This is a genomic window from Prescottella sp. D32 (genome assembly GCF_037287305.1).
Taxonomy (GTDB): domain Bacteria; phylum Actinomycetota; class Actinomycetes; order Mycobacteriales; family Mycobacteriaceae; genus Prescottella; species Prescottella equi.
The window spans coordinates 826,904-852,255 of the sequence record NZ_JARBSW010000001.1; the positions used below are offsets into that span (position 1 = coordinate 826,904).

The 25,352-nt window shown below is 68.9% G+C and carries 23 protein-coding genes; 12 read left to right on the forward strand and 11 right to left on the reverse strand.

Annotated elements, in window-relative coordinates:
- Positions 1 to 122: 122 nt before the first annotated feature.
- Both PSS76_RS03775 and PSS76_RS03780 read right to left on the reverse strand, forming a co-directional pair.
- Positions 123 to 398, reverse strand: coding sequence for a hypothetical protein (locus tag PSS76_RS03775; RefSeq protein WP_005517466.1), 276 nt, complete (start codon positions 396 to 398; stop codon positions 123 to 125).
- 225 nt (positions 399 to 623) lie between these two features.
- Positions 624 to 2,216, reverse strand: coding sequence for an ABC-F family ATP-binding cassette domain-containing protein (locus PSS76_RS03780; RefSeq protein ID WP_064076219.1), 1,593 nt, complete (start codon positions 2,214 to 2,216; stop codon positions 624 to 626).
- A 271-nt stretch (positions 2,217 to 2,487) separates the two neighbouring features.
- Here PSS76_RS03780 and PSS76_RS03785 point away from each other — a divergent pair, with 271 nt between their 5' ends.
- Complete coding sequence (locus PSS76_RS03785; protein ID WP_013417270.1) at positions 2,488 to 2,979, forward strand: beta-class carbonic anhydrase; 492 nt, start codon at positions 2,488 to 2,490, stop codon at positions 2,977 to 2,979.
- A gap of 7 nt (positions 2,980 to 2,986) precedes the next feature.
- On the opposite strand, the gene abmR is transcribed toward PSS76_RS03785, so the two are convergent.
- The gene (gene abmR, locus PSS76_RS03790) at positions 2,987 to 3,562 is read right to left on the reverse strand and encodes an ATP-binding transcription factor AbmR (RefSeq protein ID WP_013417269.1); all 576 of its coding nucleotides are present in this window, start codon (positions 3,560 to 3,562) and stop codon (positions 2,987 to 2,989) included.
- Between the two features lie 114 nt (positions 3,563 to 3,676).
- On the opposite strand from abmR, the gene PSS76_RS03795 reads away from it, so the two are divergent.
- The 3 genes from PSS76_RS03795 to PSS76_RS03805 all read left to right on the forward strand — a co-directional run bounded on the left by PSS76_RS03795 (position 3,677) and on the right by PSS76_RS03805 (position 7,883).
- The gene (locus tag PSS76_RS03795) at positions 3,677 to 5,413 is read left to right on the forward strand and encodes a penicillin-binding transpeptidase domain-containing protein (protein ID WP_084968535.1); all 1,737 of its coding nucleotides are present in this window, start codon (positions 3,677 to 3,679) and stop codon (positions 5,411 to 5,413) included.
- A gap of 132 nt (positions 5,414 to 5,545) precedes the next feature.
- The gene (locus PSS76_RS03800; RefSeq protein ID WP_237171026.1) at positions 5,546 to 7,228 is read left to right on the forward strand and encodes an NTF2-like N-terminal transpeptidase domain-containing protein; all 1,683 of its coding nucleotides are present in this window, start codon (positions 5,546 to 5,548) and stop codon (positions 7,226 to 7,228) included.
- A 43-nt stretch (positions 7,229 to 7,271) separates the two neighbouring features.
- Positions 7,272 to 7,883: a TetR/AcrR family transcriptional regulator gene (locus PSS76_RS03805; protein WP_005517473.1), complete on the forward strand. Its 612-nt coding sequence runs from the start codon at positions 7,272 to 7,274 to the stop codon at positions 7,881 to 7,883.
- A 24-nt stretch (positions 7,884 to 7,907) separates the two neighbouring features.
- Here the strand turns inward: PSS76_RS03805 and PSS76_RS03810 are convergent, their stop codons facing one another.
- Positions 7,908 to 8,966 carry a M48 family metallopeptidase gene (locus PSS76_RS03810; protein WP_005517474.1) on the reverse strand — a complete coding sequence of 353 codons (1,059 nt, stop codon included), beginning with the start codon at positions 8,964 to 8,966 and terminating at the stop codon, positions 7,908 to 7,910.
- 150 nt (positions 8,967 to 9,116) lie between these two features.
- Between PSS76_RS03810 and PSS76_RS03815 the strand changes: the two genes are divergently transcribed.
- From PSS76_RS03815 to PSS76_RS03830, 4 genes are read left to right on the forward strand one after another with little or no spacing between them, the layout of a single operon-like run.
- Complete coding sequence (locus PSS76_RS03815) at positions 9,117 to 10,331, forward strand: acyl-CoA dehydrogenase family protein (protein ID WP_084968533.1); 1,215 nt, start codon at positions 9,117 to 9,119, stop codon at positions 10,329 to 10,331.
- Complete coding sequence (locus tag PSS76_RS03820; protein WP_084968532.1) at positions 10,328 to 11,356, forward strand: phosphotransferase family protein; 1,029 nt, start codon at positions 10,328 to 10,330, stop codon at positions 11,354 to 11,356. The genes PSS76_RS03815 and PSS76_RS03820 overlap by 4 nt, the downstream gene beginning before the upstream one ends.
- Positions 11,353 to 12,090, forward strand: a complete 738-nt coding sequence (locus PSS76_RS03825) for an SDR family NAD(P)-dependent oxidoreductase (RefSeq protein WP_005517482.1) — start codon at positions 11,353 to 11,355, stop codon at positions 12,088 to 12,090. Before PSS76_RS03820 ends, PSS76_RS03825 begins: the two co-directional genes overlap by 4 nt.
- Before the next feature lie 2 nt (positions 12,091 to 12,092).
- The gene (locus PSS76_RS03830; RefSeq protein WP_084968531.1) at positions 12,093 to 12,692 is read left to right on the forward strand and encodes a histidine phosphatase family protein; all 600 of its coding nucleotides are present in this window, start codon (positions 12,093 to 12,095) and stop codon (positions 12,690 to 12,692) included.
- Between the two features lie 172 nt (positions 12,693 to 12,864).
- Here PSS76_RS03830 and PSS76_RS03835 read toward each other — a convergent pair whose 3' ends face one another.
- The 3 genes from PSS76_RS03835 to PSS76_RS03845 all read right to left on the reverse strand — a co-directional run bounded on the left by PSS76_RS03835 (position 12,865) and on the right by PSS76_RS03845 (position 15,304).
- A complete protein-coding gene (locus tag PSS76_RS03835; protein ID WP_064058493.1) occupies positions 12,865 to 14,331 on the reverse strand; it encodes a peptide MFS transporter in 1,467 nt (488 codons plus the stop codon).
- 47 nt (positions 14,332 to 14,378) lie between these two features.
- Positions 14,379 to 14,756 (reverse strand): DUF3054 domain-containing protein, encoded by a 378-nt coding sequence (locus PSS76_RS03840; RefSeq protein WP_005517488.1) that lies wholly within the window; start codon positions 14,754 to 14,756, stop codon positions 14,379 to 14,381.
- A gap of 116 nt (positions 14,757 to 14,872) precedes the next feature.
- The gene (locus PSS76_RS03845) at positions 14,873 to 15,304 is read right to left on the reverse strand and encodes a DoxX family protein (RefSeq protein ID WP_005517490.1); all 432 of its coding nucleotides are present in this window, start codon (positions 15,302 to 15,304) and stop codon (positions 14,873 to 14,875) included.
- 436 nt (positions 15,305 to 15,740) lie between these two features.
- Between PSS76_RS03845 and rox the strand changes: the two genes are divergently transcribed.
- A complete protein-coding gene (rox, locus tag PSS76_RS03850; protein ID WP_084968530.1) occupies positions 15,741 to 17,168 on the forward strand; it encodes a rifampin monooxygenase in 1,428 nt (475 codons plus the stop codon).
- A 78-nt stretch (positions 17,169 to 17,246) separates the two neighbouring features.
- Here rox and PSS76_RS03855 read toward each other — a convergent pair whose 3' ends face one another.
- Positions 17,247 to 17,798, reverse strand: coding sequence for a YceI family protein (locus tag PSS76_RS03855; protein ID WP_013417260.1), 552 nt, complete (start codon positions 17,796 to 17,798; stop codon positions 17,247 to 17,249).
- A gap of 302 nt (positions 17,799 to 18,100) precedes the next feature.
- Here PSS76_RS03855 and PSS76_RS03860 point away from each other — a divergent pair, with 302 nt between their 5' ends.
- The gene (locus PSS76_RS03860; RefSeq protein WP_005517496.1) at positions 18,101 to 18,718 is read left to right on the forward strand and encodes a hypothetical protein; all 618 of its coding nucleotides are present in this window, start codon (positions 18,101 to 18,103) and stop codon (positions 18,716 to 18,718) included.
- Positions 18,719 to 18,776: 58 nt separating this feature from the next.
- Here PSS76_RS03860 and PSS76_RS03865 read toward each other — a convergent pair whose 3' ends face one another.
- Complete coding sequence (locus PSS76_RS03865) at positions 18,777 to 20,477, reverse strand: 2-isopropylmalate synthase (RefSeq protein ID WP_084968565.1); 1,701 nt, start codon at positions 20,475 to 20,477, stop codon at positions 18,777 to 18,779.
- A gap of 168 nt (positions 20,478 to 20,645) precedes the next feature.
- Here PSS76_RS03865 and PSS76_RS03870 point away from each other — a divergent pair, with 168 nt between their 5' ends.
- Positions 20,646 to 21,332: a FadR/GntR family transcriptional regulator gene (locus tag PSS76_RS03870; protein WP_084968529.1), complete on the forward strand. Its 687-nt coding sequence runs from the start codon at positions 20,646 to 20,648 to the stop codon at positions 21,330 to 21,332.
- 9 nt (positions 21,333 to 21,341) lie between these two features.
- Here the strand turns inward: PSS76_RS03870 and PSS76_RS03875 are convergent, their stop codons facing one another.
- Both PSS76_RS03875 and PSS76_RS03880 read right to left on the reverse strand, forming a co-directional pair.
- Positions 21,342 to 22,490 (reverse strand): lysylphosphatidylglycerol synthase transmembrane domain-containing protein, encoded by a 1,149-nt coding sequence (locus PSS76_RS03875; protein ID WP_064058489.1) that lies wholly within the window; start codon positions 22,488 to 22,490, stop codon positions 21,342 to 21,344.
- 28 nt (positions 22,491 to 22,518) lie between these two features.
- A complete protein-coding gene (locus tag PSS76_RS03880; RefSeq protein ID WP_005517504.1) occupies positions 22,519 to 23,976 on the reverse strand; it encodes an adenylate/guanylate cyclase domain-containing protein in 1,458 nt (485 codons plus the stop codon).
- 167 nt (positions 23,977 to 24,143) lie between these two features.
- Between PSS76_RS03880 and PSS76_RS03885 the strand changes: the two genes are divergently transcribed.
- Positions 24,144 to 25,349 (forward strand): AI-2E family transporter, encoded by a 1,206-nt coding sequence (locus PSS76_RS03885; protein ID WP_005517505.1) that lies wholly within the window; start codon positions 24,144 to 24,146, stop codon positions 25,347 to 25,349.
- Positions 25,350 to 25,352: the final 3 nt, after the last annotated feature.

The following is a 25,352-nucleotide window of genomic DNA, read 5'->3' on the forward strand; positions in this document are numbered from 1 at the left end:
CTCTGCCCATCGGCGTATTCGACAGCCACACTGCCCTCCTGAGGGCGAGGGGATCGGTGGTAGCGAGTTTATCGAGTCATGTGAACACCTGAACAGGCTTTCCGGAATAGTCCGGTTCGCTGTCAGCGCGGCCGCAACAGCAAGAACGCGAGAGTGATCGGCACGACGGTCAGGAGCAGGATGCGGAAGGCCTCACCCGCTCGCACGCCGATGGCCGCGGCGAGAATCGACGGGCCGACCACGGCCAGCACGGAGCCGAGCACCAGCAGGATCCGCCGGACGCGTATCCGCTTCGCACGCGTTTCCGTGGTGACGGAACGAGCCTCCCACTGCGCGCGGATGTGATCCGTCGTGTCGATCCTCGCGCGGTCGGGCGGGGTCGTTTCGATGGCGTTCACGGCATCTACCTCTCAGCTCGTCTACCCCAGGCTACGGCGATTTCCGGCGCGCTCGAGCGAGGCCGTTCGAGAGTCGGAAACCGAAGCAGCGCAAGCGGTTCGTTTGATGCCCCTGTGGCGGGTGTGGTGACGATCCGGGACGTTCGTCGCTAGTGCCGTCGATGCCTGCCGTGCTAGCCGCCGGGACGGACCGCCTCATTTGTGGCGGATGTCATACCGGCGGCGTCAGGCGTCGACGAACCCGTCCTCGGTCAGTTCCAGGCACCGCGTGATGCCGATGTCGGCCAGGAACTGCCGGTCGTGGCTGACGACGATCAGTGCGCCGCGGTATTCGTTCAACGCCTGCGCGAGGTGGGTCAGCGAGGGTAGGTCGAGGTTGTTGGTCGGCTCGTCGAGCAGCAGCAGGCGCGGCGGTGGCTCCGCAGTCAGCAGTAGTGCGAGCGCGGCGCGCAGTCGCTCGCCGCCGGACAGCGTCGAGACGGGCGCGTCGGCCTCGGACCCGCGGAACAGGAACCGGGCCAGGCTGCCCCGGATCCGTTCGGGGGTCGCGTGCGGCGCCGCGGCCGCGACGTTCGCCGCAACCGACATCTGCTCGTCGAAGATGTCCAGGCGCTGGGGCAGGAATCCGAACGGCACCTTCGCGCCGGCCCGCACGATCTCCTGCAACGCTGTCGTCTTGCCGATGCCGTTGCGGCCGGTGAGCGCTATCCGCTCGGGCCCGGTCACCGTCAGGTCGAGACTCTGCCCGCTGCGCAGGCGGACGCCTTCGAGCTCGATCACCTGCTGTCCCGGGTGTACCGCGGTGTCCGGGAGGTCGATACGGATCTCCCTGTCGTCGCGCACCCGGTCCTGCGCCTCGGTGAGCGCCTTCTTCGCGTCGTCGACCTTCTCGATGTGGTTGCCGCGCAGCTTGCCCGCCGATTCCTGGGCGGCCCGCTTGCGCATGCCCATGATGATCTTGGGCTCGCGCTTGTTCTCGAACATCTTCTTGCCGTAGCGCGCGCGACGATCCAGCTTGATCTGCGCCTCGATCAGTTCGCGGCCCTGCTTGCGGACATCGCTGCGCGCGTCGCGCACGGCGGCGAGCGCGGCCTGCTGCTCCGCCTCGATCGCCTGTTGGTAGTCGCCGAAGTTGCCGCCGAACAGCCGGATTCGCCCGTCGCGGAGTTCGGCGATCGTGTCGACCGAAGCGAGCAGATCGCGGTCGTGGCTCACGAGCAGGACGGTGCCGGGGAACTGTCGGACCGCGGCGTCGAGCAGGCTGCGGCTGGCGCCGTCGAGGTTGTTGGTCGGTTCGTCGAGCAGCAGGACGTCCGGCTCACCCAGCAGTTGTGCGGTGAGCCCGAGCAGTGTGGTCTCGCCACCGGACAATTCGCCGACCGTCCGATCCAGATCGGCGACGTCGGCGACGATGCGTCGTAGGCCCAGCCGGTGCAGGATCGACACCGCGCGCTCCTCGATGTCCCACGCCGCACCGACGGTGTCGAAGTCGTCGTCGGTGCCGGCCCCGGACTCGATGCGCGCCAGCGCACGTCGGATGTCGGAGATGCCGAGGATCGCGTCGACCCGTACGCCCGGATCGAGCGTCAGGTCCTGTGGAAGGTAGCCGACGGTGCCGTGGGCGGTGACCGAGCCTCGCGCCGGCTGCAGGCGGCCCGCGATCAGCTTCAGCAGGGTGGACTTGCCGCAGCCGTTGAGCCCGACGAGCCCGGTGCGTCCCGACCCGAAGACGGCGTCGAGGCCGTCGAGGACGGGGGAACCGTCGGGCCAGGCGAAAGTGAGATCGGACAGGGTGACGGACGCGGACGGATGTGCCATGAGAACTCCGAGAGGTGTGCGGACGAGGCGCAGACGGATGCCTCGGCACACGTCGCGCAGGGCGCGGGATCACCTCTACAGGAGCAAGGGCCTGTCCTATCGATCGGAGACACGAACGTCGACCACGGTATGACCGGTTCAACCGGCATGCAACCGGTTTATTCCGCTCGGGAAGAGTCGAACGCTTCCGCCCGCCCGCGCCCGCGACGATCATGGAAGGTGTGCGTGGGTGTTCCACCCCCGCCCCACCTCAGGAAACCGGGAGACGCCGATGACGGTCACCGACGATTACCTCGAGAACAACAAGCGCTACGCCGAGTCGTTCACCGGCCCGCTGCCGCTGCCCCCGAGCAAGCACGTCGCGGTGCTCGCGTGCATGGATGCGCGACTGGACGTGTACCGGATCCTCGGACTCGGCGCCGGCGAGGCGCACGTGATCCGCAACGCGGGCGGCGTCGTGACGGACGACGAGATCCGTTCGCTCGCCATCAGCCAGCGTCTGCTCGGTACCCGGGAGATCATCCTCATCCACCACACCGACTGCGGCATGCTCACTTTCACCGACGACGCCTTCAAGCGGGACATCCAGGACGAGACCGGCATCAAGCCGAACTGGTCCGCCGAGGCGTTCCCCGACATCGACGAGGACGTCCGCCAGTCGCTGCGCCGCATCCAGGCCAGCCCGTTCGTGACTCTCACGGAGTCGTTGCGCGGCTTCGTGTTCGACGTCGCCACGGGTCGTCTGAACGAGGTCGTGCTCTGACGGAGTGTCAGATCTGCGGGCCGGTCGATCTGAGGTCGTCGACCTTGCGCATCGCCTCCCGTAGTTCCGCGAGCCACTCCTCGGCGTGCTGTCCGGCGAGCTTGACCGTCCACGCCAGGGCATCGGCCCGGGACCGGGCGACGCCGGCGTCCACGAGCGTGTCCAGCACCTTGCGTTCGGGCTGACGCAGGCGCGTCATCACCGGAACGGCCAAATGCGTGAACAGGATTCGTCGATCGCCGATCGTCACACCCCACGCAACCTTGCGTCCGTACCGGGCCTGAGCCTCGTCCGCGATCTGCATCCGCGCGGGGCGGGTCGATTCCCGGAAGCGGGCGACCCGGCCCTCCTCCGCGGCCGCGGAGTTCTCGGTGTCCTCGCCGGGAAGTTCGCCGAACACGACGATCTCCTCACGGTCGACCTCCACGGTCGCGGGACCGGTGAACCAGTCGTCGGGCAGGCGTCCCGCGAACCACTCCGAGGCGTCCGAGGCGTCCGGCGCGTCGGCCTGTTGCCAGCCGCCGGGTCTTCCGAACCTGTGGCCACCGGTTCCGAACCCGCCGTGGCCGTGTGTGCTTCCCATGATCGTCCTCCTCGGGTCGATCGGGTAATACCTAATGCACTGATTACATGATTACTCCGATGCTCCGGCGACGCCACCGTCCGCGGAGTCTGTTTCTCGGGCATCATCGGGTCCATGTCTGTCTCGCGTCCCGGCCCCCGCACCACCGCGACCGTCCTGGCCGTGGCTTCCGCACTCGTCCTGTCCGGCTGCGGGGGCGGCGACCCCTCACCCGAACAGCGGTTCGCCGACGCGCTCTCGAGCGGCGACGTTCAGGCGGCTGCAGATCTGACGAGCGACCCGGCGGCGGCGTCGACGGCCATCACCGCGATGCTCGACGGTCTGAACGCGCAGGGGCGGTCGTTCACCGTGTCCGAGAACGGTGACGCGTTCACCCTGGCCGCGGACTGGAGTTTCGGCGACGGCAAGCAGTGGCAGTACTCCACCGAGGGCCGCGTGGACGGCGACGTGATCGCGTGGGATCCCGCGGTGCTCGCGCCCGGACTCGCCGCCGGCTCCACGGTCCGGTTCACCCCCACGTCGGGGACGCCCGCCGAGGTGCGCGCGAGTGACGGGCAGCCGATCATGACGCAGCAGGTGGTGACACTCGTCGACGTGCAAGCGCCCGCGGACACCGCCGCCCTGGCCCGACTGCTGAATCCGATCGTCCCCACCATCACCGCCGAGTCGCTCGGCGCGGACCTGGGAAAGTCCGACGGCAAGCCGATCACCGCGGTCGCGCTGCGTGAACAGGACGTCGAGCCCGTTCGGGACCAGCTCGCAGCCGTTCCCGGGGTGGAGCTCGTGCAGCAGACCCGGCTGCTCACGGTGGACCGGGCGTTGTCGTCGCCGGTACTCGCCGACCTGACCACCGTGTGGCAGGAGCAGCAGGACGAGTCCGCCGGGTGGGCCGTGCAGCTGGTGAACGCGGACGGGACGGCGCGTCGTCTGGCCGGGCAGGACGCGGCCCCGGTCCCGGACATCGACACCACACTGGACCTGCGTTTGCAGACCAGGGCGGAGGATGCGCTCGCGAGTGTTCCGCAGCCGGCCGCGATCGTCGCACTGCGGCCGTCCACGGGTGCGGTGCTGGCCGTCGCACAGAACGCGCCCGCCGACGCCCAGGGCGCGATCGCGCTGACGGGCCTCTACCCGCCGGGGTCGACGTTCAAGACCGTCACGACGTCGGCGGCACTGCAGGCAGGGAAGGTCACCCCGGACACCGTGCTGCCGTGCCCCGGCACCGAGAACATCGAGGGCCGGCAGATCCCGAACGACGACAATTTCGATCTCGGGTCGGTGCCGCTGCACTCGGCGTTCGCGCACTCGTGCAACACCACGATGGGGCGCCTGGCGGTGTCGTTGCCGCCGGATGCGCTGCAACAGGCCGCGTTGCAGTTCGGTCTCGGCGTCGACTACGTGACCCCGGGGCTGACGACGGTCACCGGGACGGTGCCGACCGCGCAGACGCCCGCCGAAAGGGTCGAGTCCGCGATCGGGCAGGGCGCGGTGACGGCATCACCGTTCGGGATGGCGCTGGTCGCGGCGTCCATCGCGAACGGGACGACGCCGGCCCCGACGATGATCGTCGGGAAGCCGGGCGTCGCCGACCGCAGCGTCACCCCGACGCCCGCGGACGTCGACGCGGCTCTGCGGTCGATGATGCGCGAGACGGTAACGGACGGGACCGCCAGGACGCTCGCCGATCTGCCGAACCTCGAGGGCAAGACCGGCACTGCGGAGTACGGTGAGGGCACACGCCCACATGGTTGGTTCGTGGGCATGGATGGAGACCTCGCTTTCGCGGTTTTCGTTGCGGGAGCGGATAGTTCGGGTCCCGCGCTGGAAGCTGCCGGGCGGTTCCTCCGGTAGTCCCGCGGCGCACCCGGACACGGTGCGGTGGTAACGGGAGGGTATCGGCCGAGCGCCACAGTGGCGCAATCGTGACCCCTTCGTGCGCGATCCGTGCTTGTTACTGATGTGACAATCGGGAGGATTGTGACCATGGGTTTCCGAGCCTCGCCCCGCGTCCGGCGTAGCTGTGCGATTGCCGTGCCGCTCGGCCTCGTGGCCGTCCTGGCCGTCACGCTCGTGTCCTGCGTGGGAGACAAGTCCGACGCGAGCGCGCAGTCGGTCGTCACCGGGTTCGTCGACGCCCTCAACGACCGTGACGCCGAGGCTGCCGCCGAGCTGACGTCGTACCCGAACGCTGCCGAGGAATCGATCCAGCAGATGTTCGACGGTCTCGACGCCAAGGAATCCACGTGGACCCTGGCCCAGTTCATGGAACTCAACGGCGATTCCGGTTTCTTCACCGTGGACGCGGCGTGGAACTTCGGCGAGGGCAAGGACTGGAGCTACTTCGTCGACGGAGGCGTCAAGAAGCTGGCCGTGGGGTGGCGCATCTCGTGGGATCCCACGCTGCTCGCGCCGGCCCTCGGCCACGGCCGAACCGTGCGCTACGACCGGACCGACGCCGCGCCGCCGAAGGTGCTCGACGGCGCCGGTAACCCCCTGATGGCGGAACAGACGATCAACGCGGTCACGTTGGATCCGGCGTCGATATCCGACCCGGTGGCCACGACCGATCGGCTCGCGAAGGCTCTCGAGCCCGTTGCCCCACTCGTTACCGGCGAGTCGATGCGACAGGATCTCGCCGCCAAGCCCGGGCAGCGAGTCGTTGCAGTGTTGTTGCGTGACCAGGACTTCCAGTACCTGGAAACGGACCTCACCGGGATCCCCGGGGTGATCGTCGACAAGCAGCCCAAGCTGATCACGACGGACCGGCGCATCGTGACGCCGCTGCTCGACCCGCTGCGCAAGGTGTGGCAGGCGAACCGGGACGCCACGGCCGGGTGGGCCGTCAACGTCGTCGATCCCGACGGCACCGTGCAGCAGCAGGTGGGCTACCAGGGCCCGCCCGGCCCCGACATCAAGGCCACCCTCGACTCGCAGCTGCAGCTGGCCGCCGAGAACGCGGTGGTGAGCGTCGGCACCCCCTCGGTGATCGTCGCGATCCGGCCGTCCACCGGTGCCGTTGTCGCTGCAGCACAGAACAATCAAGCGATCGAGCAGGGGCCCATCGCGTTCACCGGCCTCTATCCTGCGGGCAACTCTCTGGACCTCGTCCGCACCGCGGCCGCCGCCCAGGCCGGCGTCGCACCTGAGGATGTGAGCGACGACGACCTCGAGAAGGCGGGCCGGCAACTCGGCGTCGGCCTCGACTACGAGATGCCCGGTCTCGATCCCGAGACCGCCGTCCTGACCGCGTCGCAGTCCAATGTCGACCAGGTGATGAAGTCGAAGAACGGATCCGAGCAGAAGGTGAGCCCGTTCGGCCTCGCGATGATGGCCGCGTCGGTCGCGCGCGGCAGCGCCCCGCTGCCGATGATCGTCGAAGGGCAACAGGCCGCCGCGAAGAACACCGAGAACGCGCTGCCGGCAGCCGTCACCGACCAGTTGCGTAACACGATGCGCGACAACGTCCAGCAGGGATCCGCCTCCTTCCTGAAGGGGCATCCCGACCTGATGGGTGTCGCGTCCGGGAACGACACCGACCGCTGGTTCTTCGGATCGCGTGGTGACCTCGCCTTCGCGGTGTTCGTCGCCGACGCCGACGGCGGCGACCGCGCCGTCAAGATGACCGATCTGCTGATGCGGGAAATGGCCAAGCCGCCGGCGCAGTGACGCTGCGGCAGGGGAGCAGAACTGTCTGGCTTACGGTGGGGGAATGACAACCGACCAGATACCCGGCTCGTGGCGGCACTACGACGACGCCGCGTTGCCGGGGCCGCTCGCGGCGGCCCTCGACCTGTTCGCGGAGCGGGGCTACGAAGGTACATCGATCCGCGAGATCGCCTCGCGTGCAGGACTGTCGGTGCCCGGTCTCTACCACCACTATCCGTCGAAGCATGCGCTGCTGGTGGCGCTGACGCAGGGGAGCATGGTCGATCTGCTCGGCCGCAGCCGGCAGGCGCTCGCGGAAGCGGGGTCGTCGCCGCGTGAGCAGTTCGACGCCGTCGTCGAATCGCTGCTGCGGTTCCACATGTTCCGGCGCGAGCAGGCGTTCGTCGCGTCCACCGAGATGCGCAGCATGGAGCCGGGGGCTCGGGACGCCTTCGTCGGCATGCGCGACGAGCAGCAGCGGATGCTCGACGAGATCGTGCGGGACGGCGTGCGGTCGGGTGACTTCTCCACGCCCTACCCGGAGGACGCCAGCCGGGCGGTGACCACGATGTGCGTCGCCGTCGCGAGTTGGTACCGGCCCGACGGCCCGCTCACCCCCGAGGTGCTGGTGGATCGGTACCTGGTGATCGCTCGGGGCGCCGCCGGCGCGGTGTGACGCACGCCGGCGGTCGCGCCCGCGTCAGTCGCCCGAGTGCCTGCGCCAGTGGGAGAAGCGCTCCTTGATGTCCGCGGCGACCTCGCCGACACCGTGGCCTACCGCGCCGACGGCATCGCCCAAGCCGCTGCCGACGTCACGCAGCACCCGGATCAGCGGATCGTCCGACTGGTCGAAGTTCTGCTTGTAAGTCCGGGCGGCATTGCGGAACTCGTCGCCGATCCGTGCGTCGTCGTCGGCCGACCGGTGCGGATACTCGCCCCGGAGGATCTGCGCGTACTCGCCGTCGTCCACCCATCGCTTCAACTCGGCTGCGCGGAGCACCGAGAACGGGTGGGAGAGCAGCTCGATATTGAGGAGTTTGAGAACACCGTCGCGCAGATCGCCGCTCGCGTCGTACTCCGCGGCCTGCGCCAGGAACGCGTCCGGGTCGATCTCGCTGACCCGCGATCCGCCGGCCAGTTTCATCTGGACCCGCAGCGCGGTATGGACGTCCTGGCTGCACAGCAGGCCCGCTCGATCCCCCGAGAGCTCCGATTTGCGTTGCCACTCCATCAGTCCCGCGATGATCGCGCGCAGGGCCCAGCCGCCGATGGGCACCCAGCCGATGGTTCCGGCGAGGCGCATGAGGTGCAACAGGATGGTGCGGTACACCGCGTGTCCCGACAGCGCGTGGCCCAGTTCGTGGCCGATGACGAAGCGCTGCTCCTCGTAGTTCATCACATCGAGCAGGCCGGTGGTGACCACGATGAACGGCTTGTCCATGCCGATCGTGAACGAGTTCACGGCGGGGGACTGGAAGACGAAGAGCTCCGGTGTCTCGTCGGCGCCCAGGATCTCGACGCAGTCCCGCCGCAGGTCGTCGAGGTCGGGGAACTGACGTTCGTCGACACGGATGGACGTGGCGAGGTACATGAGGCGGTGCTGACGTTCGCGCAGCAGACCCGACAGGGTCCGCAGGATCGTGTCGAAGCCTTTCAGGGTGCGCAGTGTGACGAGCGCTGCCCGGTCTGCCGGGTGTTCCCAGGCCCGCGAGCTGATGCCGGGAAACTCGATTCTCGTGCGATCCGGACTTGTGGTCATCGTCCCTCCCTAGTCGATGGCTCCGACCAGGGTAGCGATCGGTTGGTTTGTCCGCTTCCGTTGCGCGGGGATTGACCCCGTGGGCACCGTCGTGCCACTGTGGCCCTACCGAGCGATCGATCGGTCGGTGCGAGCTGAGGAGGTCTCTACATGGCTGTCGACCTGTCCTATCCATCCGAGGTGCTGAGCCTCGTCGAACGGACGCGGGAATTCGTGCGGGACGTGGTGTTGCCGATCGAGGACGCGCACGGTGGTGACATCGCCGCGGCCGGCGGCGACACGATCCGGGTCGAGATGCAGGCGGAGGCGAAGGGGCGGGGTCTGCTGGCGCCGCACGCGCCCGTCGAGTTCGGTGGTCTCGGTCTGAACATGAGCGATCGATCCCCGGTGTTCGAGGCGGCCGGGTACTCGCTGTTCGGGCCGACGGCGCTGAACATCGCAGCCCCGGACGAGGGCAATGTGCATCTGCTCGCGCACGTCGCGAGCCCCGCGCAGAAGGAGGAGTTCCTCGGCCCGCTCGCGCGTGGTGAGGTGCGGTCGGCGTTCGCGATGACCGAGCCGGCGCCGGGCGCGGGATCCGACCCTTCGGCGTTGACGACGCGCGCGGAGAAGGCGCCCGGCGGGTGGAAGATCAACGGCCACAAGTGGTTCATCACCGGTGCCGACGGCGCAGGATTCTTCATCGTGATGGCCCGCACGTCCGGTGCTCCGGGGGACCGGGGCGGTGCGACGATGTTCCTCGCTCCGGCGTCGGCACCCGGGATTCGGGTGGGCCGGCACATCGACACGTTGGACCGGGCGATGATCGGTGGGCACTGCGAGGTGTTCTTCGAGGATCTGTTCGTGCCGGACGACGCGGTGCTGGGTGCGGTGGACGAGGGTTTTGCGTACGCACAGGTGCGGCTCGGTCCGGCCCGGATGACGCACGTGATGCGGTGGCTCGGCGCCGCCCGCCGCGGGCACGACGTCGCGGTCGACTACGTCGCCCGGCGCGAGGGATTCGGTTCCCGGCTCGGCGACCTCGGGATGGTGCAGCAGATGGTCGCGGACAACGAGATCGACATCGCCGCCACACATGCGCTGCTCACCCGTGCGTGCTGGGAACTCGACCAGGGTGGGACCGCGTCGGATTCGACGTCGATCGCGAAGACTTTCGGGGCGGAGGCGATCTTCCGGATCGTGGACCGGTCGATCCAGATGTGCGGTGGCATGGGCGTCTCGGGTGACCTGCCGCTGGCCCGGCTGTCGCGGGAGGTGCGTCCGTTCCGGGTGTACGACGGCCCGTCCGAGGTGCATCGCTGGGCGCTCGCGAAACGAGTCGTCGGCCAGGCGAAGCGGGCCGCACGCGAGGAGGGCCGGTCGTGACGGCCACGGGCCTCGACGGCCTCGACCTGGTTGCGCTGCGACGCTTCTTCGGCGAGCAGGGTGTGGCGACGGCGGGTGAGCTGCGGGCGCGGCTGATCTCGGGCGGCAAGTCCAACCTCACGTTCGAGGTGTCCGACGGCGTCTCCCGCTGGGTGCTGCGGCGGCCACCGACCGCGGGGCTGACGCCGTCGGCGCACGACGTCGCCCGCGAGTACCGGGTGTGCGCGGCGCTGCAGGGGGCGGCGGTGCCGGTCGCGCCCACGGTGGTGTTGTGCGAGGACGACTCGGTGCTGGGTGCGCCGTTCGCGGTCACCGGGTTCGTCGACGGCCGCGTGATCCGCACCGTCGACGAGCTCGGCGCACTCACCGACTCCGAGATCGACTCGTGCGTGCGGGAATTGGTGCGGGTGCTCGCCGCGCTGCACGCCGTCGATCACCGCGCGGTGGGACTCGAATCCTTCGGACGGCCGGAGGGATACCTGTCGCGGCAGGTGGCGCTGTGGGCGCGGCAGTGGGAGCGGGTCAAGACCCGAGAACTCCCGGACCTCGAGCGACTGCACGCGTTGCTGCAGGACGCGGTGCCTGCCACGTCGCGGACGGCGATCGTGCATGGCGACTACCGGATCGACAACACCCTCGTCGCCGCCGACGATCCCGGTCGGGTGGTGGCGGTGGTGGATTGGGAGTTGTCGACGCTCGGGGATCCACTCGCCGACCTCGCGCAGATGTGCGTTTATCGGCATCCTGCGTTGGACGTGATCCTGGGTGAACCGGCGGCGTGGACGAGTCCGCGGTTGCCGTCGGCGGACGCGATTGCACAGATGTACTCGGAGGCGACCGGAACACCCCTCGACCACTGGGGTTTCTACCTGGGCCTGGCGAATTTCAAGCTCGCCGTGATCGCCGAGGGCATCACCCACCGGCATCTGGCGGGGGCCACCACGGGCGAGGGATTCGCGCACGCCTGCGAAGCGGTGCCCCCACTCGTCGCCGCCGGACTCGCCGCGATGGAGGGACAGCGGTGACGGCCAGCGCACTGATCACCGGCGCGTCGCGCGGCATCGGACTCGGCATCGCGGAGCGGCTTGCGGCGCAGGGCTACGGGCTCACCGTCACCGCGCGGGACGCGTCCCGGCTCGACGCCGTCGCCGAGAAACTGCGGGCAGCCGGCGCGCCCGACGTCGTCGCGATCGCCGCCGACATGGCCGATCCCGACGCAGCGCAGGTGCTCACCGGTGCACACCAGGAGCGGTTCGGGTCGATGCGCGCGCTCGTCCTCAATGCCGGGGTCGGCACCGCCGGACCGATCGGCGAGTACCCGATGAAGCGATTCGAGAAGACCGTCGCCGTGAACCTCACGGCGCCGTTCACGCTCCTGCAACGCGCACTCCCGCTGCTACGAGAAGGCGCCGCGGAGAACCCGCAGAACGGTGCGAAAGTGGTTGCCGTGTCGTCGATCACCGGCGTGTACGCGGAGGCGAACCTCGCGGTGTACGGGGCGACGAAAGCAGCGCTGCTCTCCCTCGTCGAAACGCTCAACGCCGAGGAGTCCGGCAACGGTGTCGCCGGCACCGCGATCGCGCCGGCCTACGTCGACACCGACATGTCCGAGTGGACCAAGGACACCATTCCGGCCGACACGATGCTGACCGTCGGCGACGTCGTCGAACTCGTCGACGCGGTGCTGCGGCTGTCGAACCGGGCGGTGGTGTCGAAGATGGTGCTCACCCGGGCCGGTGCGTCGGGCTACGGGGCCTGACCGTGCAGGTGATCCTGGTCCGGCACGCGCTGCCCGAGCACGTAGCCGTCGCCGAGGGGCGCGCCGACCCGGGCCTGACCGAACTGGGACGTCGGCAGGCCCGGCGGTTGGCGTCCGCGTTGACCGACGTCGCGGTCGCGCGGGTGGTGACCAGCTCGCAGCTCCGGGCGATCGAGACCGCGGGCCCGCTCGTCGAATCGCTGGGTGTGAGCCCGGTGATCGACGAGCGGCTCGCGGAGTACGACGCCGATCAGCGGTACTACATCCCGATCCACGAGGCGCGCGAGCGGATGCCGGAGGCGTTCGAACGGATCCGGGCCGGGCTGCTGCCCGACTTCGTCGACGAGGACGCGTTCCGCCGCCGGGTCCGGGAGGCTGTGGACGCAATTGTCGCGCAGTCGAACCATGCGGACACCGTCGTGGTCGTCGCGCACGGCGGGGTGATCAATGTCGTGCTGCAGGACATGCTGGAACTGCCGCGTCCGCTGACCTTCCCGATCGACTACGTGTCGCTCAGCCGCGTGCTCATCTCGCGCAACGGTGCCCGGCGGGTGGCGTCGGTGAACGAGACCGCCCACGTCCGAGACCTTCTCGTCCGCTGACCCACCCCTGTTCCACCCGCGCCCACCCCCCCTGTTCCACCCCCGCGTTTTGCGCACTTATCGCGGTTTCGGGGCGCGATCCGGCGCGATAAGTGCGCAAAACGCGAGGGGGAGGGGGAGGGAGTGGAGGGCCGGGGGAGGGGGAGGGCAGGGCAGTGGGGGGCTCAGGGACTCACTGGACGCCGCGCATGAGGCGGCGGATCCACGGCGTCAGCACGGCGAGAAGTACACCGATGCCGAGCGATGCGAAGCCGACGGTCGCAAAGTACGACACCTCGTGGGACTCGTCGTAGAACTGCGACAGCGTGCCGGCCAGGCTCGAACCGAGCGCCACCGACAGGAAGAACAGCGCCACCATCTGGGTGTGGAACGCGGCCGGGGCGAGCTTGGTGGACAGCGACAGCCCGACGGGCGAGAGCAGCAGCTCGGCGAAGGTGAACAGCAGCAGGATCCCGGCGAGCCCGAGCAGCGGGGCACTGTTGGGGCCGCCGCCGGACATCGGGATGAAGCACAGGAACGCAATGCCCATGATGCCGGTGCCGAGCGCGAACTTGATCGGCGAGGACGGCTGGCGCGAGCCGAGTTTGGTCCACAGCGCCGCGAACGCACCGGCGAAGACGATGATGAACACCGGATTGATCGACTGCACCCAGGTGGGTGGGAACTCCCAGCCGAAGAGATTGCGGTCCAGGCGGGCGTCGGCGTAGATGGCGACGGTGGTGAACTGCTGCTGGAACAGCGACCAGAAGGCGGCACTCGCGATGAACATCGGGATGAACGCCACCACGCGACTGCGCTCGACGGGGGTGATCCGCCGGCTCGTGAGGATCACCGCGAAGTACGCCACCGCGGCGACGATGGTCAGCGCCACCACGATCTCGGAGAGGTTGGCGGCAGTGATCACCCCGGCGAACGAGAACGCGAACGCGATGGCGATCGCCACGATCGCGATCACCGCGACCCGAGGACGCGCGGCCGCCGGCAGCGGGTTGGGGGCCGCCGATCCGACCCCGTGCAGGTGCTTGCGCCCCAGCGTGTACTGGACGAGGCCGAGCGCCATTCCGACTGCGGCAAGCGCGAACCCGACGTGGAAGCCCCAGTTCTTCTGCGCCCATCCGGTGATCAGCGGACCGATCAGGCCACCGAGGTTGATGCCCATGTAGAAGATCGAGAAACCCGCATCCCGGCGTTCGTCGTCGGGTGTGTACAGATCGCCGACGAGGGATGTCGCGTTGGCCTTGAGCCCGCCGCTGCCGAACGCGATCAGCACCAGTCCGACGCCCACGCCCGCCAGACCCGGGATGATCGCCAGGCTGATGTGCCCCAGCATGATCAGGCACGCGCTGTAGAAGAGGGTGCGCTCCGAGCCGAGAAGCCGATCGGCGACCCACGCCCCCACGATCGTCGACAGGTACACCGTGCCGCCGTACGCGCCGACGATGCTGGTGGCCGCGGCCTTGTCGAGCCCCAGTCCGCCGTCGGACACCGAGTAGTACAGGTAGTACAGCAGGATGCCCTGCATGCCGTAGAACGAGAAGCGCTCCCACATCTCGACGCCGAACAGGTTCGCGAGTGCGAACGGTTGTCCGAAGAATCCCCTGTCGGACTCGGTTCCCTGGGATTCGACCTTCGACGTCATCGGCCCCTCCGCGTGTCTCTTCCGTGCCGGTTGTTCATGCGACGGGATCACGCGAGAGTACGACGCTTACGGACCGCTTGGTACAGAGCACGCCAGCCGATGAGGAACAGCCCGAGGAACGACGCGGCGACGACGATGAACGAGAACGCGGTGCCCTGATCGCTGACCACCCGCAGCAGCATGCCGACCACCAGAGTCGACAGCCAGACGATCACGCCGGTCGGTACCGCCAGCCGCGAATCGAACTTGTCCCGGTACAGGCCGAGCGTGACGATCCAGCCCGCCGCGAGACCGGTCAGGAACGGCCATGCCGTGGTGAGCAGGCCGCCGATCGTCGAGGCCTCCTCATGGCTCCTCCGGCCGAGCGCGGCGAAGATCAGAACGAGCAGGACGTCGACGACGGCGGCGGGCAGGTATTTCTTCACGCCGACCAGCGTAGGCCGACCCGACAAGTGGCCGTCCTCACCGTCGTCGGCTGCGCGGTACCGCCCTCGGCACCCAGCCCTTCGAACCGCGCCGGTCCTCGTCGACTATCAGGTGTTCACGCCCGCACCAGCGGCATGATCGCCCGGACGCGGGCGTCGCGCAGGTACAGCCCGCCCCACACGAAGATGCCGACGTACACCGGCGAGAGGATCGTCGACAGCAGCGGCTGCTCGGTGAGGATGTTGCAGGCCACCGCGCCACCGAGGTACCCGGTGAGCAGCACGGCACCGAGGATCGCCGTGACCGGCGTCAGGTACAGCGCCAGGCACACCAGCATCACCACACCCATGACGTAGGGCGCGTACTCCGGGAAGCCGTACTCGGCCATCGAGTCCTTCACCGGCTGGATGTTCGCGAGGTGGATGACGGCGTCGAACAGCAGGAAAGCCACCACCAGCGCGGTGACGACGAGGCCGGCGATGCGGGCCCGAGGCGAAACGGTGGCCGACCCGGGCGCGGTGCGGGTACGGGGGAATGCGGCGGTCATGGCGAGCTCCCGTTCTGTGGCTGCTCCCCGCCGGTTGCGCGGAGCCTCAGCCATACAGACCGCACCGGCTCGGGAAACTCATCGCGGGCCGGCGTCCCGAATCGGCCTCCTCGGGTCCGCCCCACCTCGATCACACAGTTCCTGGAGAAGCGGTTCGGGAAGCCCGCACCTCCCGAGCAGCAGCGGATGCCGCTGCAGGACAGTGGAACCCGACCTGGCCCGCCACTACCACGTGCTCGGCGATCGTGCCGACGACGTCGCCGTGACATCGCCGTTCCGGCGTCGGTGGATGCGCACGGGGGGCTCACGGGACCGGAGCACGGGATCGGAAACGGATCCCTTCCACTTTCAACATATAGCGCAGTGGGGGCCTTGCGGCAAGGCCCCGGTTGTGCCGCAGAATCGTCCGCCGGAACGAAAACGGCGGAGGGAAAACATGTTCGACGTGACCATTGTCGGGGCAGGGCCGACCGGTCTGATGCTCGCCGCGGAGTTGCGACTGCACGGTGTGCGCACACTGGTGGTGGAGAAGCAGGAAGAACCACCCGCGTTCGTCCGTGCACTCGGTCTGCATGTGCGCAGCATCGAGATCATGGATCAGCGTGGGTTGCTCGACCGGTTCCTGGAGCAGGGAAAGCAGTTCACGGTAGGTGGCTTCTTCGCGGGCCTGAGCAGCAAGTGGCCCGATGACCTGGACACCGCCCACTCCTACGTCCTCGGGATTCCGCAACCCGTCACCGACCGCATCCTGGCCGAGCGGGCACTCGAACTCGGGACCGAGATCCGGCGCGGCAGCGAAATGATCGAGATCGAGCAGGACGACGACGGGGTGACCGCCGTGCTGGCCGACGGCACGCGTCTGCGCTCGCGCTACCTGGTCGGGTGCGACGGCGGCCGCAGCACGGTGCGCGGGCTGCTCGGTGTGGGCTTCCCCGGAGAGCCCAGCAGGGTCGAGACCCTACTGGGCGAGATGGCGGTGTCCGCGTCGCCGGAGACCCTGGCCGCTGTCACGGCCGAGGTTCGCCGGACCCACAAGCGATTCGGCTTCATGCCGCTGGGGGAGGGGATGTACCGCGTCATCGTTCCCGCGGCCGGTGTGGCGGAGGACCGGGATGCGCCGCCGACTCTCGCGGACTTCGAAACACGACTGCGTGCCGTCGCCGGCGGCGACTTCGGAGTGCACTCACCGCGCTGGTTGTCGCGCTTCGGCGACGCGACGAGGCTGGCCGAGCGCTACCGGGCCGGCCGGGTACTGCTCGCGGGCGACGCAGCCCACATTCATCCGCCGACCGGCGGGCAGGGCCTGAACCTCGGTATCCAGGATGCGTTCAACCTGGGATGGAAGCTGGCGGCGACGGTGGCCGGCTGGGCGCCGGACGGGCTCCTGGACAGCTACCACGACGAGCGGCATCCGGTGGCTGCCGCGGTGCTCGAGAACACCCGCGCGCAGATGGAACTGATGTCCGTCGAGCCCGGGGCCCAGGCGGTTCGGCGGTTGGTCGAGGAACTGATCGAGTTCGACGACGTCAACCGGTACCTGATCGAGAAGATCACCGCGATCGGCGTCCGCTACGACTTCGGTGACGACCACGATCTGGTGGGCCGCAGAATGCGGGACGTGCCGTGGGGGCGGGGCCGTCTCTACCGGCTGATGCACGCCGGCCGCGGCCTGTTGCTCGACCGCACGGGTCGACTCTCGGTGGCGGACTGGGCCGATCGCGTCGATCACGTCGTCGACTCGGAGGCGGAACTGGGCGCACCGGCGGTGCTGTTGCGTCCGGACGGGCACGTGGCGTGGGTCGGCGACGATCAGCGAGACCTCGCCGACCAGGTGTCGCGGTGGTTCGGGGAGGCGGCGGGCTGACAGTCGGTCCACATGGAAAACGCACCCGCTGCGATCGGGGGAGGGGGCCGCAGCGGGTGCGTCGTCTATGGGGGTGGATCAGGCCTGGAGGCCGGCCTCGATCTCGAGGTTGATCGCGATCTTGTCGCCGACGACGGCGCCGCCACCCTCGAGCGGCATCTCGATGCTGATGCCGAAGTCCTTGCGATTGATGGTGGTCGAGGCCTCGAAGCCGGCAACCGGGCCGTTGCCCATGCCCGGGTTGACGCCGAGGAACTCGAGTGCCAGCTCGACGGGCTTGGTGACGCCGTGGAGCGTGAACTCGCCCTCGACGACGAAGTTCGAGCCGGCCGGGCGCACGCCGGTGGAGACGAAGGTGGCGGTCGGGAACTGCTCGACGTCGAAGAAGTCGGCCGACTTGATGTGGCCGTCACGCTGCTCGTTGTTGGTGTCGATGGACGCGACCTGGATCTCGGCCTGCACGGACGGGGTGCCGTCCTCGGCGATCGTGATCGAGCCGCTGAAGTCGTTGAACGTGCCGCGGACCTTGCTCACCACGAGGTGCCGGACCATGAATCCGACGGTCGAGTGCGTGGGGTCGATGGCCCAGGTGCCGGCGGAAAGGTTGGGCAGGGCGGTGGCGGTGGTCATGTGAACTCCCAGAGGAAAGTAGTTGAAACTTCAAAGACTGTGGTTACAACGGTGGCACCGCCGCCGTGATTCCGCAACCGGTAGTGACGTCCGCCACTCCGCATGGGGGCGCTCGGGCCGGTCTCGATGACCGGAATTCTTACTACCGTTCAGTAAGTTTCCGTGCTACGTTCGCCCTGCTTGTCTGCTTTGCCCCCTCCGGTGACGGCGGGGTGTTTCGAATCCGGTTCTGCCAACCGTGATCTCGGGTCCGGCAGGACTGTCGTGAACAGTGCGCCACCTCATGAAGCAAGGAGAAGCCGTTGTCCAAGAAGTCGACCATCGCCCGCTGTGCGGGTACCGCCGCCGCCGTCGCCGGAACTATCGCCCTGGTTGCGCCGGGCATCGCCTCCGCCGAACCCACCGCCGCCGTCCCCGCCCCCAAGGTGTCGGCCGGTGTGGACGGCGACGTCATCGACATGACCGTCACTCAGACGAGCACGGGCCAGAATGCGTTCTGTCTGCCGATCGTCCTGAACGCCACCGACGCGCTGCCCCTCGCGGCGCTGCCGACCGATCAGTGGCCCGGGTTCGGCGAACTCGTGAGCAAGGTCTACTACATCGGCAACCCGACGTCGGACGCGGCGCCGGTGGCCGACAGCAGCACCGCGCTCGACGAGAACGACTTCAACCCCGGACTGCTCAAGCCCATCACCCCGGGCGCCTACGCCGTCGTCGGAGCGTGCTTCGACAAGGATGCCCAGGATGCTGTTCTGTCTTACAGCTACCAGGTCGTCTTCTCCCCGGGCGGCTTCGGAAGCCTGGGCCAGGCGCTGGATCTCGGCAGCGCCACCATCAACATGGACGGCGGCAGCGCCGTCATCGCCGATCTGCTGAAGAGCGGCGCCGGCAGCAGCATGCTGTTCGCCAACCTGAGCTGACGCGGAGGCCGGCCGGAACACACTCGGGTGGGGGGTGTTCCGGCCGGCACCCGGCCGGTCACTCGGTGGCGGACACCCTGGCTGCTGCGGCCAGGACGGCGTGCAGCGCCGACGCCGTCACCGACTGATCGAATCCGACGCCCCAGGGCTGGATGCCGCCGCTGCGGCACAGCGCGAACGTCACGGCCCTTCCGGCGCTGCCCGTGCCGACGGCCTGCTGCACGAACGAGAGCACCTCGACCGGGCGGCCGTGGTCGGCCAGGATCTTGGTGAGCGCCTCGACGGGTCCACCGGCGAACGCCTCGCCGTCGATCACCACGTCGTCGAACTCCGCCCGCACCCGCAGGTGCTCGCCGCCCTCGCGGTGCTCGACCGACCACGGACCCAGTTTGTCGTCGAACCCGTACTCGTCGAACAGCAACTGCCACAACTGCTCCGCGGTGATCTCGGCGCCACTGTCGTCGGTGGCGCGCTGCACGCGGCCGGCGAAGTCGATCTGCAGCGGCCGCGGCAGATCGATGCCGTACCCGGTCTGCAACAGGTACGCGATTCCGCCCTTGCCGGACTGGCTGTTCACCCGAATCACCGCCTCGTAGTCACGACCCACGTCGCGCGGATCGATCGGCAGGTACGGCACGTCCCACGGCGCCTGCGCCGGATCGAGTCCGGCGGCGTCGGCCTGCGCGTGGTGGTGCGCGAATCCCTTCTTGATCGCATCCTGGTGGGTGCCGGAGAACGCCGTGTACACCAGGTCGCCGCCGTACGGATGGCGGGCATGCACATCGATCCTGTTGCAGTGCTCCACCGTTCGGCGAACGTCGTCGATGTCGGAGAAGTCGATCATCGGATCGACGCCCTGCGCATGCAGGTTCAGCGCGAGCGTCACCAGGTCGACGTTGCCGGTCCGCTCGCCGTTGCCGAACAGGCAGCCCTCGACGCGCTGGGCGCCGGCCAGCACCGCCAGTTCGGCGCACGCGACACCGGTGCCCCGGTCGTTGTGCGGATGCACCGACAGGATCACCGATTCGCGGCGGGTCAGGTTGCGGTGCATGTACTCGATCTGGTCCGCATACACATTGGGCGTCGAGATCTCCACGGTCGCAGGCAGGTTGTGGATCACCGGACGGTCCGGGGACGCGTCCCACAGCTCGGTGAGGCTGTCGCACACCTGCAGCACGTAGTCGGGTTCGGTCAGGTTGAACACCTCGGGGGAGAACTCGAAGCGCACGCCAGGCTGCCGGTCGCCGCCGCGCGCGACGTCCGTGGCGGCGTCGAAGATCAAGCGGTGCAGCGCCTCCCGATCGTGTCCCAGTACGACGTCGCGCCACGTCGGTGCGGTCGCGGTGTACATGTGCACCACGACGTTCGGCAGTCCGCGCACCGACTCGAAGGTGCGCGCGATCAGATCGGTACGGGCAGCGGTGAACACGACGATCGTGACGTCGTCGGGCACCAGATCCTGTTCCGCCAGGTCGCGGACGAAGTCGAAGTCGGTCCGGCTGGCGGACGGGTAGCCGACCTCGATCTCCTTGTAGCCCATACGGACCATCAGCTCGAAGAACGTGCGCTTGCGGACGGGGTCCATGGGTTCGGCGAGGGCCTGGTTGCCGTCGCGCAGATCGACCGGCACCCACAGCGGTGCCACGGTGGTGTGGGCGGTGGGCCACGAGCGTTCGACGAGCGGCACCGGGACCCGCTCGAAGTGCGGGCGGTAGCGGTGGCTGGGCATGGACGACGGGCGTTGACGATTCCAGTGCATGACGTGCGGACTCCTGTGCGGATCGAAACGGTCGACCGGCACAGCGGAACCCCGCGGCGGGGTGCCGGTCCGGTCAGATCCCGCCGCGGCGACCGAGAAGCAGTCCGCGGAACGTCATGCCGGTTAAGCTAGAGGAAAATAACTTGTCTGACAACCTGAGGAGATCGATTGACCACCGCGCTCAGCCGGAACCTGCTCGCCGATCAGGCGGCTGACCAGCTACGACGTCGTCTACAGGCGGGGGAGTGGGAGGTCGGAACGAAGTTGCCGGGCGAGACGACGCTGGCCGCGGAACTCGGGGTGGGACGGTCGACGATTCGTGAGGCGTTGCGGATGCTCGCCGGTCAGGGTCTGCTGCGGCCACGGCAGGGTGCCGGGGTGTTCGTCGAGCGTGTGGAGCCGGAAACCGACGGCTGGGAGGCCGTGCTGCAGCGCGAGGCCGTCGTGGCCGTCGTCGAGGCCCGCGCCGCGATCGAGATCGAGGCGGCCCGGCTGGCCGCCGTGCGCGCCACCGCCGACGACGTCGCGGCGATGCGCCGTGCCCTGGAAATGCGCGCGGCCGCGGCCGGCGCGGCGGACCGTGAATTCGTCGACGCCGACACCGCGGTGCACCGTGCGATCGTGGCCGGCGCGCACAACCCGGTCCTGTCCGAACTGTTCGAGACGTTCGTGCCCCGCGTCGCCACCGCGATGGTCGACATGATCGGTCTGCTCGGGTTGCGGGACCGGGACGGGGAACCGAACGCCGACGAACACGGCGCGCTCGTGGACGCGATCGCGGATGGGAACGTCGACGACGCCGCCCGAATCGCGCGGGCACATCTCGAAGCGATGGCGGCCGACCTCGGCAGGTGACCCGGCCGCTCAGTCGCTGCGCGGAATCCGGTCCTCTACGTCGGATCGCACCGTCGTCGGGTCGGGCACCGCACGGCGCTGCTCCAACTCCGGGACGTCGGTGGCCTCCAATTCGACGTCGGACGCCCGCCCGTGCCCGCGGAACAGGAAGCCGAAGACGATCCAGCCGACGATCGCGACCAGGATGAAGCTGACCCCGCGGTAGACGAACGCCGCCGCCACCGCCTGCGACGCACTGATGCTCGCCGCGGTCGTCAGTGCCGCGATGAGTGTCGCGTCCACGTACACCAGGCCGCCCGGCGCGCCCGGGATCGTCGCGACGGCCTTGCCTGCCGCGAAGGCGATCAGCAGACCTGCCGGCACCGGTTCGGCGCCGATCGCGAAACACGCCGCGGCCAGGCACACGATGTCGGCGAGCCGATGCACCGCAGACCAGCCCAGCGTCAGGGCGGCGTCCCCCTTGCCGAGCTGCACCGAATCGAGTTGGGAGATCGTGGTCCGGACCGCGTCCATGCCGGTGTCCGCCGGCTTGCCCAGCACCCCGTTCACCCGCGCCAGCACCCATCCGGCTGCTTTCTCGATGGACTCCGGATGCGACGAGACGTACCGCCCCGCGTACAGCAGCGCGACCAGGCCCGCCACCGAGAAGAGCAACGTGAACGGGCTCACCGAGCCGCCGACCAGCAACGCGCCCGTCACTCCGACCAGCGCCAGGCCGGCGGCGGCGATCACGCCGGAGATCGCCAGCTGCCACGACGCGACGACCGGGCTCGCGCCCCAGCGCCGGGTCTCCTTGTACGTGAATGCCGTGGAGAACACCTGGCCCGCGGGAAGCGTCAACGCCATCGCCGTCGACCCGTAGATCACCGCGACCGACTTGCGCTGGCTCACCGAGACGCCACCGGCGTGCAGCAATTGCTTCTGCACCCGCCCGTAGCCGCTCAGCGAGACGGCCTGCGCCACCACGCACACCGCGACCCAGCCCCAGTGGATTTCCGCCAGCGCCTGCCACGACTCGTGCAGCCGCGGCCACAGATAGATGCCCTCGCCGACGAGCAACGCCACGAGGAGAGCGCCGGCGACCCACTTGAGCCACCAGAATCGACCACGGGGCCGATCTGTGTGACCGCCTCGAGGGGCGGGCTCCGGCTGTGCCACGAGCTCAGGGTAACGAAGATTCCTCACGTCACTCCGGATACAACACCGGCCATGCCAGGTGGGTGTTGCGCCGACGACCCCGCAGCTGCACCTGATCGCCCAGTTCCCAGTGCGCCTGCTCCTCGTCGTCCGCGAAGTACAGTGCGCTGGTCGACGCGAGAACACGGCTGGGCCGCAGCTTCGCGAGCTCGGTCAGACGCGACGCCTCGTTCACCGGATCACCGATCACGGTGTACTCGAAACGCTCGGCCGCACCGATGTTGCCCGCGACCGCCAGTCCCGCGGACACGCCGATACCGATGTCGAGGCCGGTGATCTCGTTGAGCGCGAACCGCAGCTCGCGGGCCGCGGCGAGCGCCGCGGTGGGGGCGTCGGGCCGGTCGAGCGGGGCGCCGAAGATCGCGAGCGCCGCATCGCCCATGAACTTGTTGACGAAGCCGTGGTGCCGGTCGACGACGTCGACGACGACGCGGAAGAACTCGTTGAGCAATTCGACGACCTCGCTGGGCGGGCGCTCCGCGGCCGCGCCCGTCGAGCCGACCATGTCGACGAACAGCACCGCAACGAAGCGGGTCTCGCCGCCCAGTTCGGTGCCGAACTGCAGCGCACGCCGGGCGACGTCCTCGCCGACGTGCTGACCGAACAACTCGCGCAGTAGGCGTCGCTCGTCGGCCTCGCGCATCATCCGGTTGAAGCCCACCTGCAGGCGCCCGATCTCGGAGCCGTCGAACACCTCGACGCGGACGTCCGTCTCGCCCCGCTGCGCCCGTTCGATCGCGCGCCGCAGCTGCCGGATCGGATCCGAGATCTGGCTCGCCGTCAGCATCGACAACGCGAAGGCCTGCCCGATCGCCATGATCGACAGCAGCAGGATCGCCCACGCGAGCGCGCTCGGCGCGAACTCCAGGTCGGTCGTCAGCTGCGTGACGCACAGCAGGATGATGCCGATCACCGGCATCAGCGTGCCCAGGCCCCACGTCATCGCCATGCGGGTGCCCACACCGGGAGCCATCGTCCGGTCGAACTGGCCTTCGCTGAGGGCCTGCGCGGCGACCGGACGCAGGATCCGCTCGCCGAGCATGTACGTGAAGCCGAACGTGGTGGTGGCGGCCATCCCGACCGTGACGATGACGGCGATCGCCAGCTCCGGCATCTCCTCGACCGTGAGGAACACGAAGATCACGCCGCCGAGGAACCACAGCACCAGATGCACGATGGCCTGGCGCAGCGGTGCGTGCAGCGCCGCCATCTGTTCGGCCCGCGTCGGCGGGCCGCCGCGCAGCTGCCACCGGATCACCGATCGCAGCATCATCGCCGCCGCGGTGAGGCTGACCAGTCCGGCGAACACGAGATAGACACTGAAGACCGCGAAGTTGCGGACATGGTCGTTGATGATGTCCGCCGACTCCGGGATCGGAATGCCGTAGCGGACGAAGGCGAACACCAGCACGGCGCCGATCAGGTTCGCCCCGGCCATCGAGAGCATGTAGAGAGGCCAACGACTACGAATCGTCAGCGTCACTGCTCGGTACGAGGCCCACACGATCTCATAATTTAGCGGGACATAGTTCGCGACTCGGCAGCGCACACGGTTGCCGCGGTCGGCGGTCGTTTCTCCGCCGTCGGCGGCGCAGGTCCGGATAGGCTCGCGCGGTGAGCGACAGCCGGCCGGGGGAGGCCACAGCGCAGCAGGGCTCGGCGGAGTCCGTGCACCCACTCGTCCGCGTCGGCGCCGCCTGGACGTGGCGCCTGCTCGTCCTGTTCGCCGGGCTGCTCGCGCTGGGATACGTCGTCTCCAAGCTCGAGTCCGTCGTCATCCCGGTCGCGCTCGCGCTCCTGTTCGCGGCGTTCCTCATGCCCGCCGTCGACAACCTGCACCGGCGCGGGGTCCCGCGATCCGCCGCGGTGCTGGTCGCCGTCGTCGGCACGATCGGCATCGTCGGCGCGATCCTGTCCTTCGTCGTGCAGCAGTTCGTCGAGGGTCTGCCCGACCTCAGCGACCAGTTCACGACGAGCGTCACCAAGGCGCAGGAGTGGCTGACCCAAGGCCCACTGCACTTCAGCGAGGACCAGATCCGGCACGCGGGCGACAACGTCGTCAAGGCCATCCAGTCCAACCAGGAAGCCCTCACCAGCGGTGCGCTCACCACCGCGACCGTGATCGGCGAGATCTTCGCGGGCGCCTTCCTCACGCTGTTCACCCTCGTGTTCTTCCTCTACGGCGGCAATCAGGTGTGGGAGTTCGTCACCCGGATCATCCCGAAGAACACCCGCGGCCGAGTTCGGCTGGCCGGGCGCCAGGGCTTCAATTCGCTGGTCCACTACACCCGCGCGACCGTCGCGGTCGCCGCAGTGGACGCGATCGGCATCGGTGCCGGACTCGCGATTCTCGGCGTCCCACTCGCGCTACCGCTCGCGTCGCTCGTCTTCGTCGGCGCGTTCATCCCCATCGTCGGTGCCTTCGTGACCGGATTCCTCGCGGTACTCGTCGCGCTCGTCACGAAGGGACTGCTCACCGCGCTGATCGTGCTGGGCATCATCGTCGGCATCATGCAGCTGGAGGGGCACGTCCTGCAGCCGCTGCTCCTCGGCCGTGCCGTTCGTCTGCATCCGCTCGCCGTGGTGCTGGCCATCACCACGGGCATCGTGCTCGCCGGAATCGTCGGCGGTCTGCTCGCCGTGCCGATCGTGGCCTTCCTCAACACTGCGATCCGGTCGCTGTGCGCCGGCGACACGGACGAGGCCGAGGAGGTCTACGAATCCCTCACCGGCGCCGACCCGTCGATCCCGATGTTCCCCGCCACGCCCGACGAGGAGGACGGTCCGCCGAGCGCCGGAGATGCGCGCCCGCCCGACTGATTT

Excerpts from the sequence above, each read along its gene's own strand:
- PSS76_RS03780 (WP_064076219.1), bottom strand. The coding sequence starts at position 2,216 with ATGGCACATCCGTCCGCGTCCGTCACCCTGTCCGATCTCACTTTCGCC.
- PSS76_RS03785 (WP_013417270.1), top strand. The coding sequence starts at position 2,488 with ATGACGGTCACCGACGATTACCTCGAGAACAACAAGCGCTACGCCGAG.
- abmR (WP_013417269.1), bottom strand. The coding sequence starts at position 3,562 with ATGGGAAGCACACACGGCCACGGCGGGTTCGGAACCGGTGGCCACAGG.
- PSS76_RS03795 (WP_084968535.1), top strand. The coding sequence starts at position 3,677 with ATGTCTGTCTCGCGTCCCGGCCCCCGCACCACCGCGACCGTCCTGGCC.
- PSS76_RS03800 (WP_237171026.1), top strand. The coding sequence starts at position 5,546 with ATGGGTTTCCGAGCCTCGCCCCGCGTCCGGCGTAGCTGTGCGATTGCC.
- PSS76_RS03805 (WP_005517473.1), top strand. The coding sequence starts at position 7,272 with ATGACAACCGACCAGATACCCGGCTCGTGGCGGCACTACGACGACGCC.
- PSS76_RS03810 (WP_005517474.1), bottom strand. The coding sequence starts at position 8,966 with ATGACCACAAGTCCGGATCGCACGAGAATCGAGTTTCCCGGCATCAGC.
- PSS76_RS03815 (WP_084968533.1), top strand. The coding sequence starts at position 9,117 with ATGGCTGTCGACCTGTCCTATCCATCCGAGGTGCTGAGCCTCGTCGAA.
- PSS76_RS03835 (WP_064058493.1), bottom strand. The coding sequence starts at position 14,331 with ATGACGTCGAAGGTCGAATCCCAGGGAACCGAGTCCGACAGGGGATTC.
- PSS76_RS03845 (WP_005517490.1), bottom strand. The coding sequence starts at position 15,304 with ATGACCGCCGCATTCCCCCGTACCCGCACCGCGCCCGGGTCGGCCACC.
- rox (WP_084968530.1), top strand. The coding sequence starts at position 15,741 with ATGTTCGACGTGACCATTGTCGGGGCAGGGCCGACCGGTCTGATGCTC.
- PSS76_RS03855 (WP_013417260.1), bottom strand. The coding sequence starts at position 17,798 with ATGACCACCGCCACCGCCCTGCCCAACCTTTCCGCCGGCACCTGGGCC.
- PSS76_RS03865 (WP_084968565.1), bottom strand. The coding sequence starts at position 20,477 with ATGCACTGGAATCGTCAACGCCCGTCGTCCATGCCCAGCCACCGCTAC.
- PSS76_RS03880 (WP_005517504.1), bottom strand. The coding sequence starts at position 23,976 with ATGCTCTCGATGGCCGGGGCGAACCTGATCGGCGCCGTGCTGGTGTTC.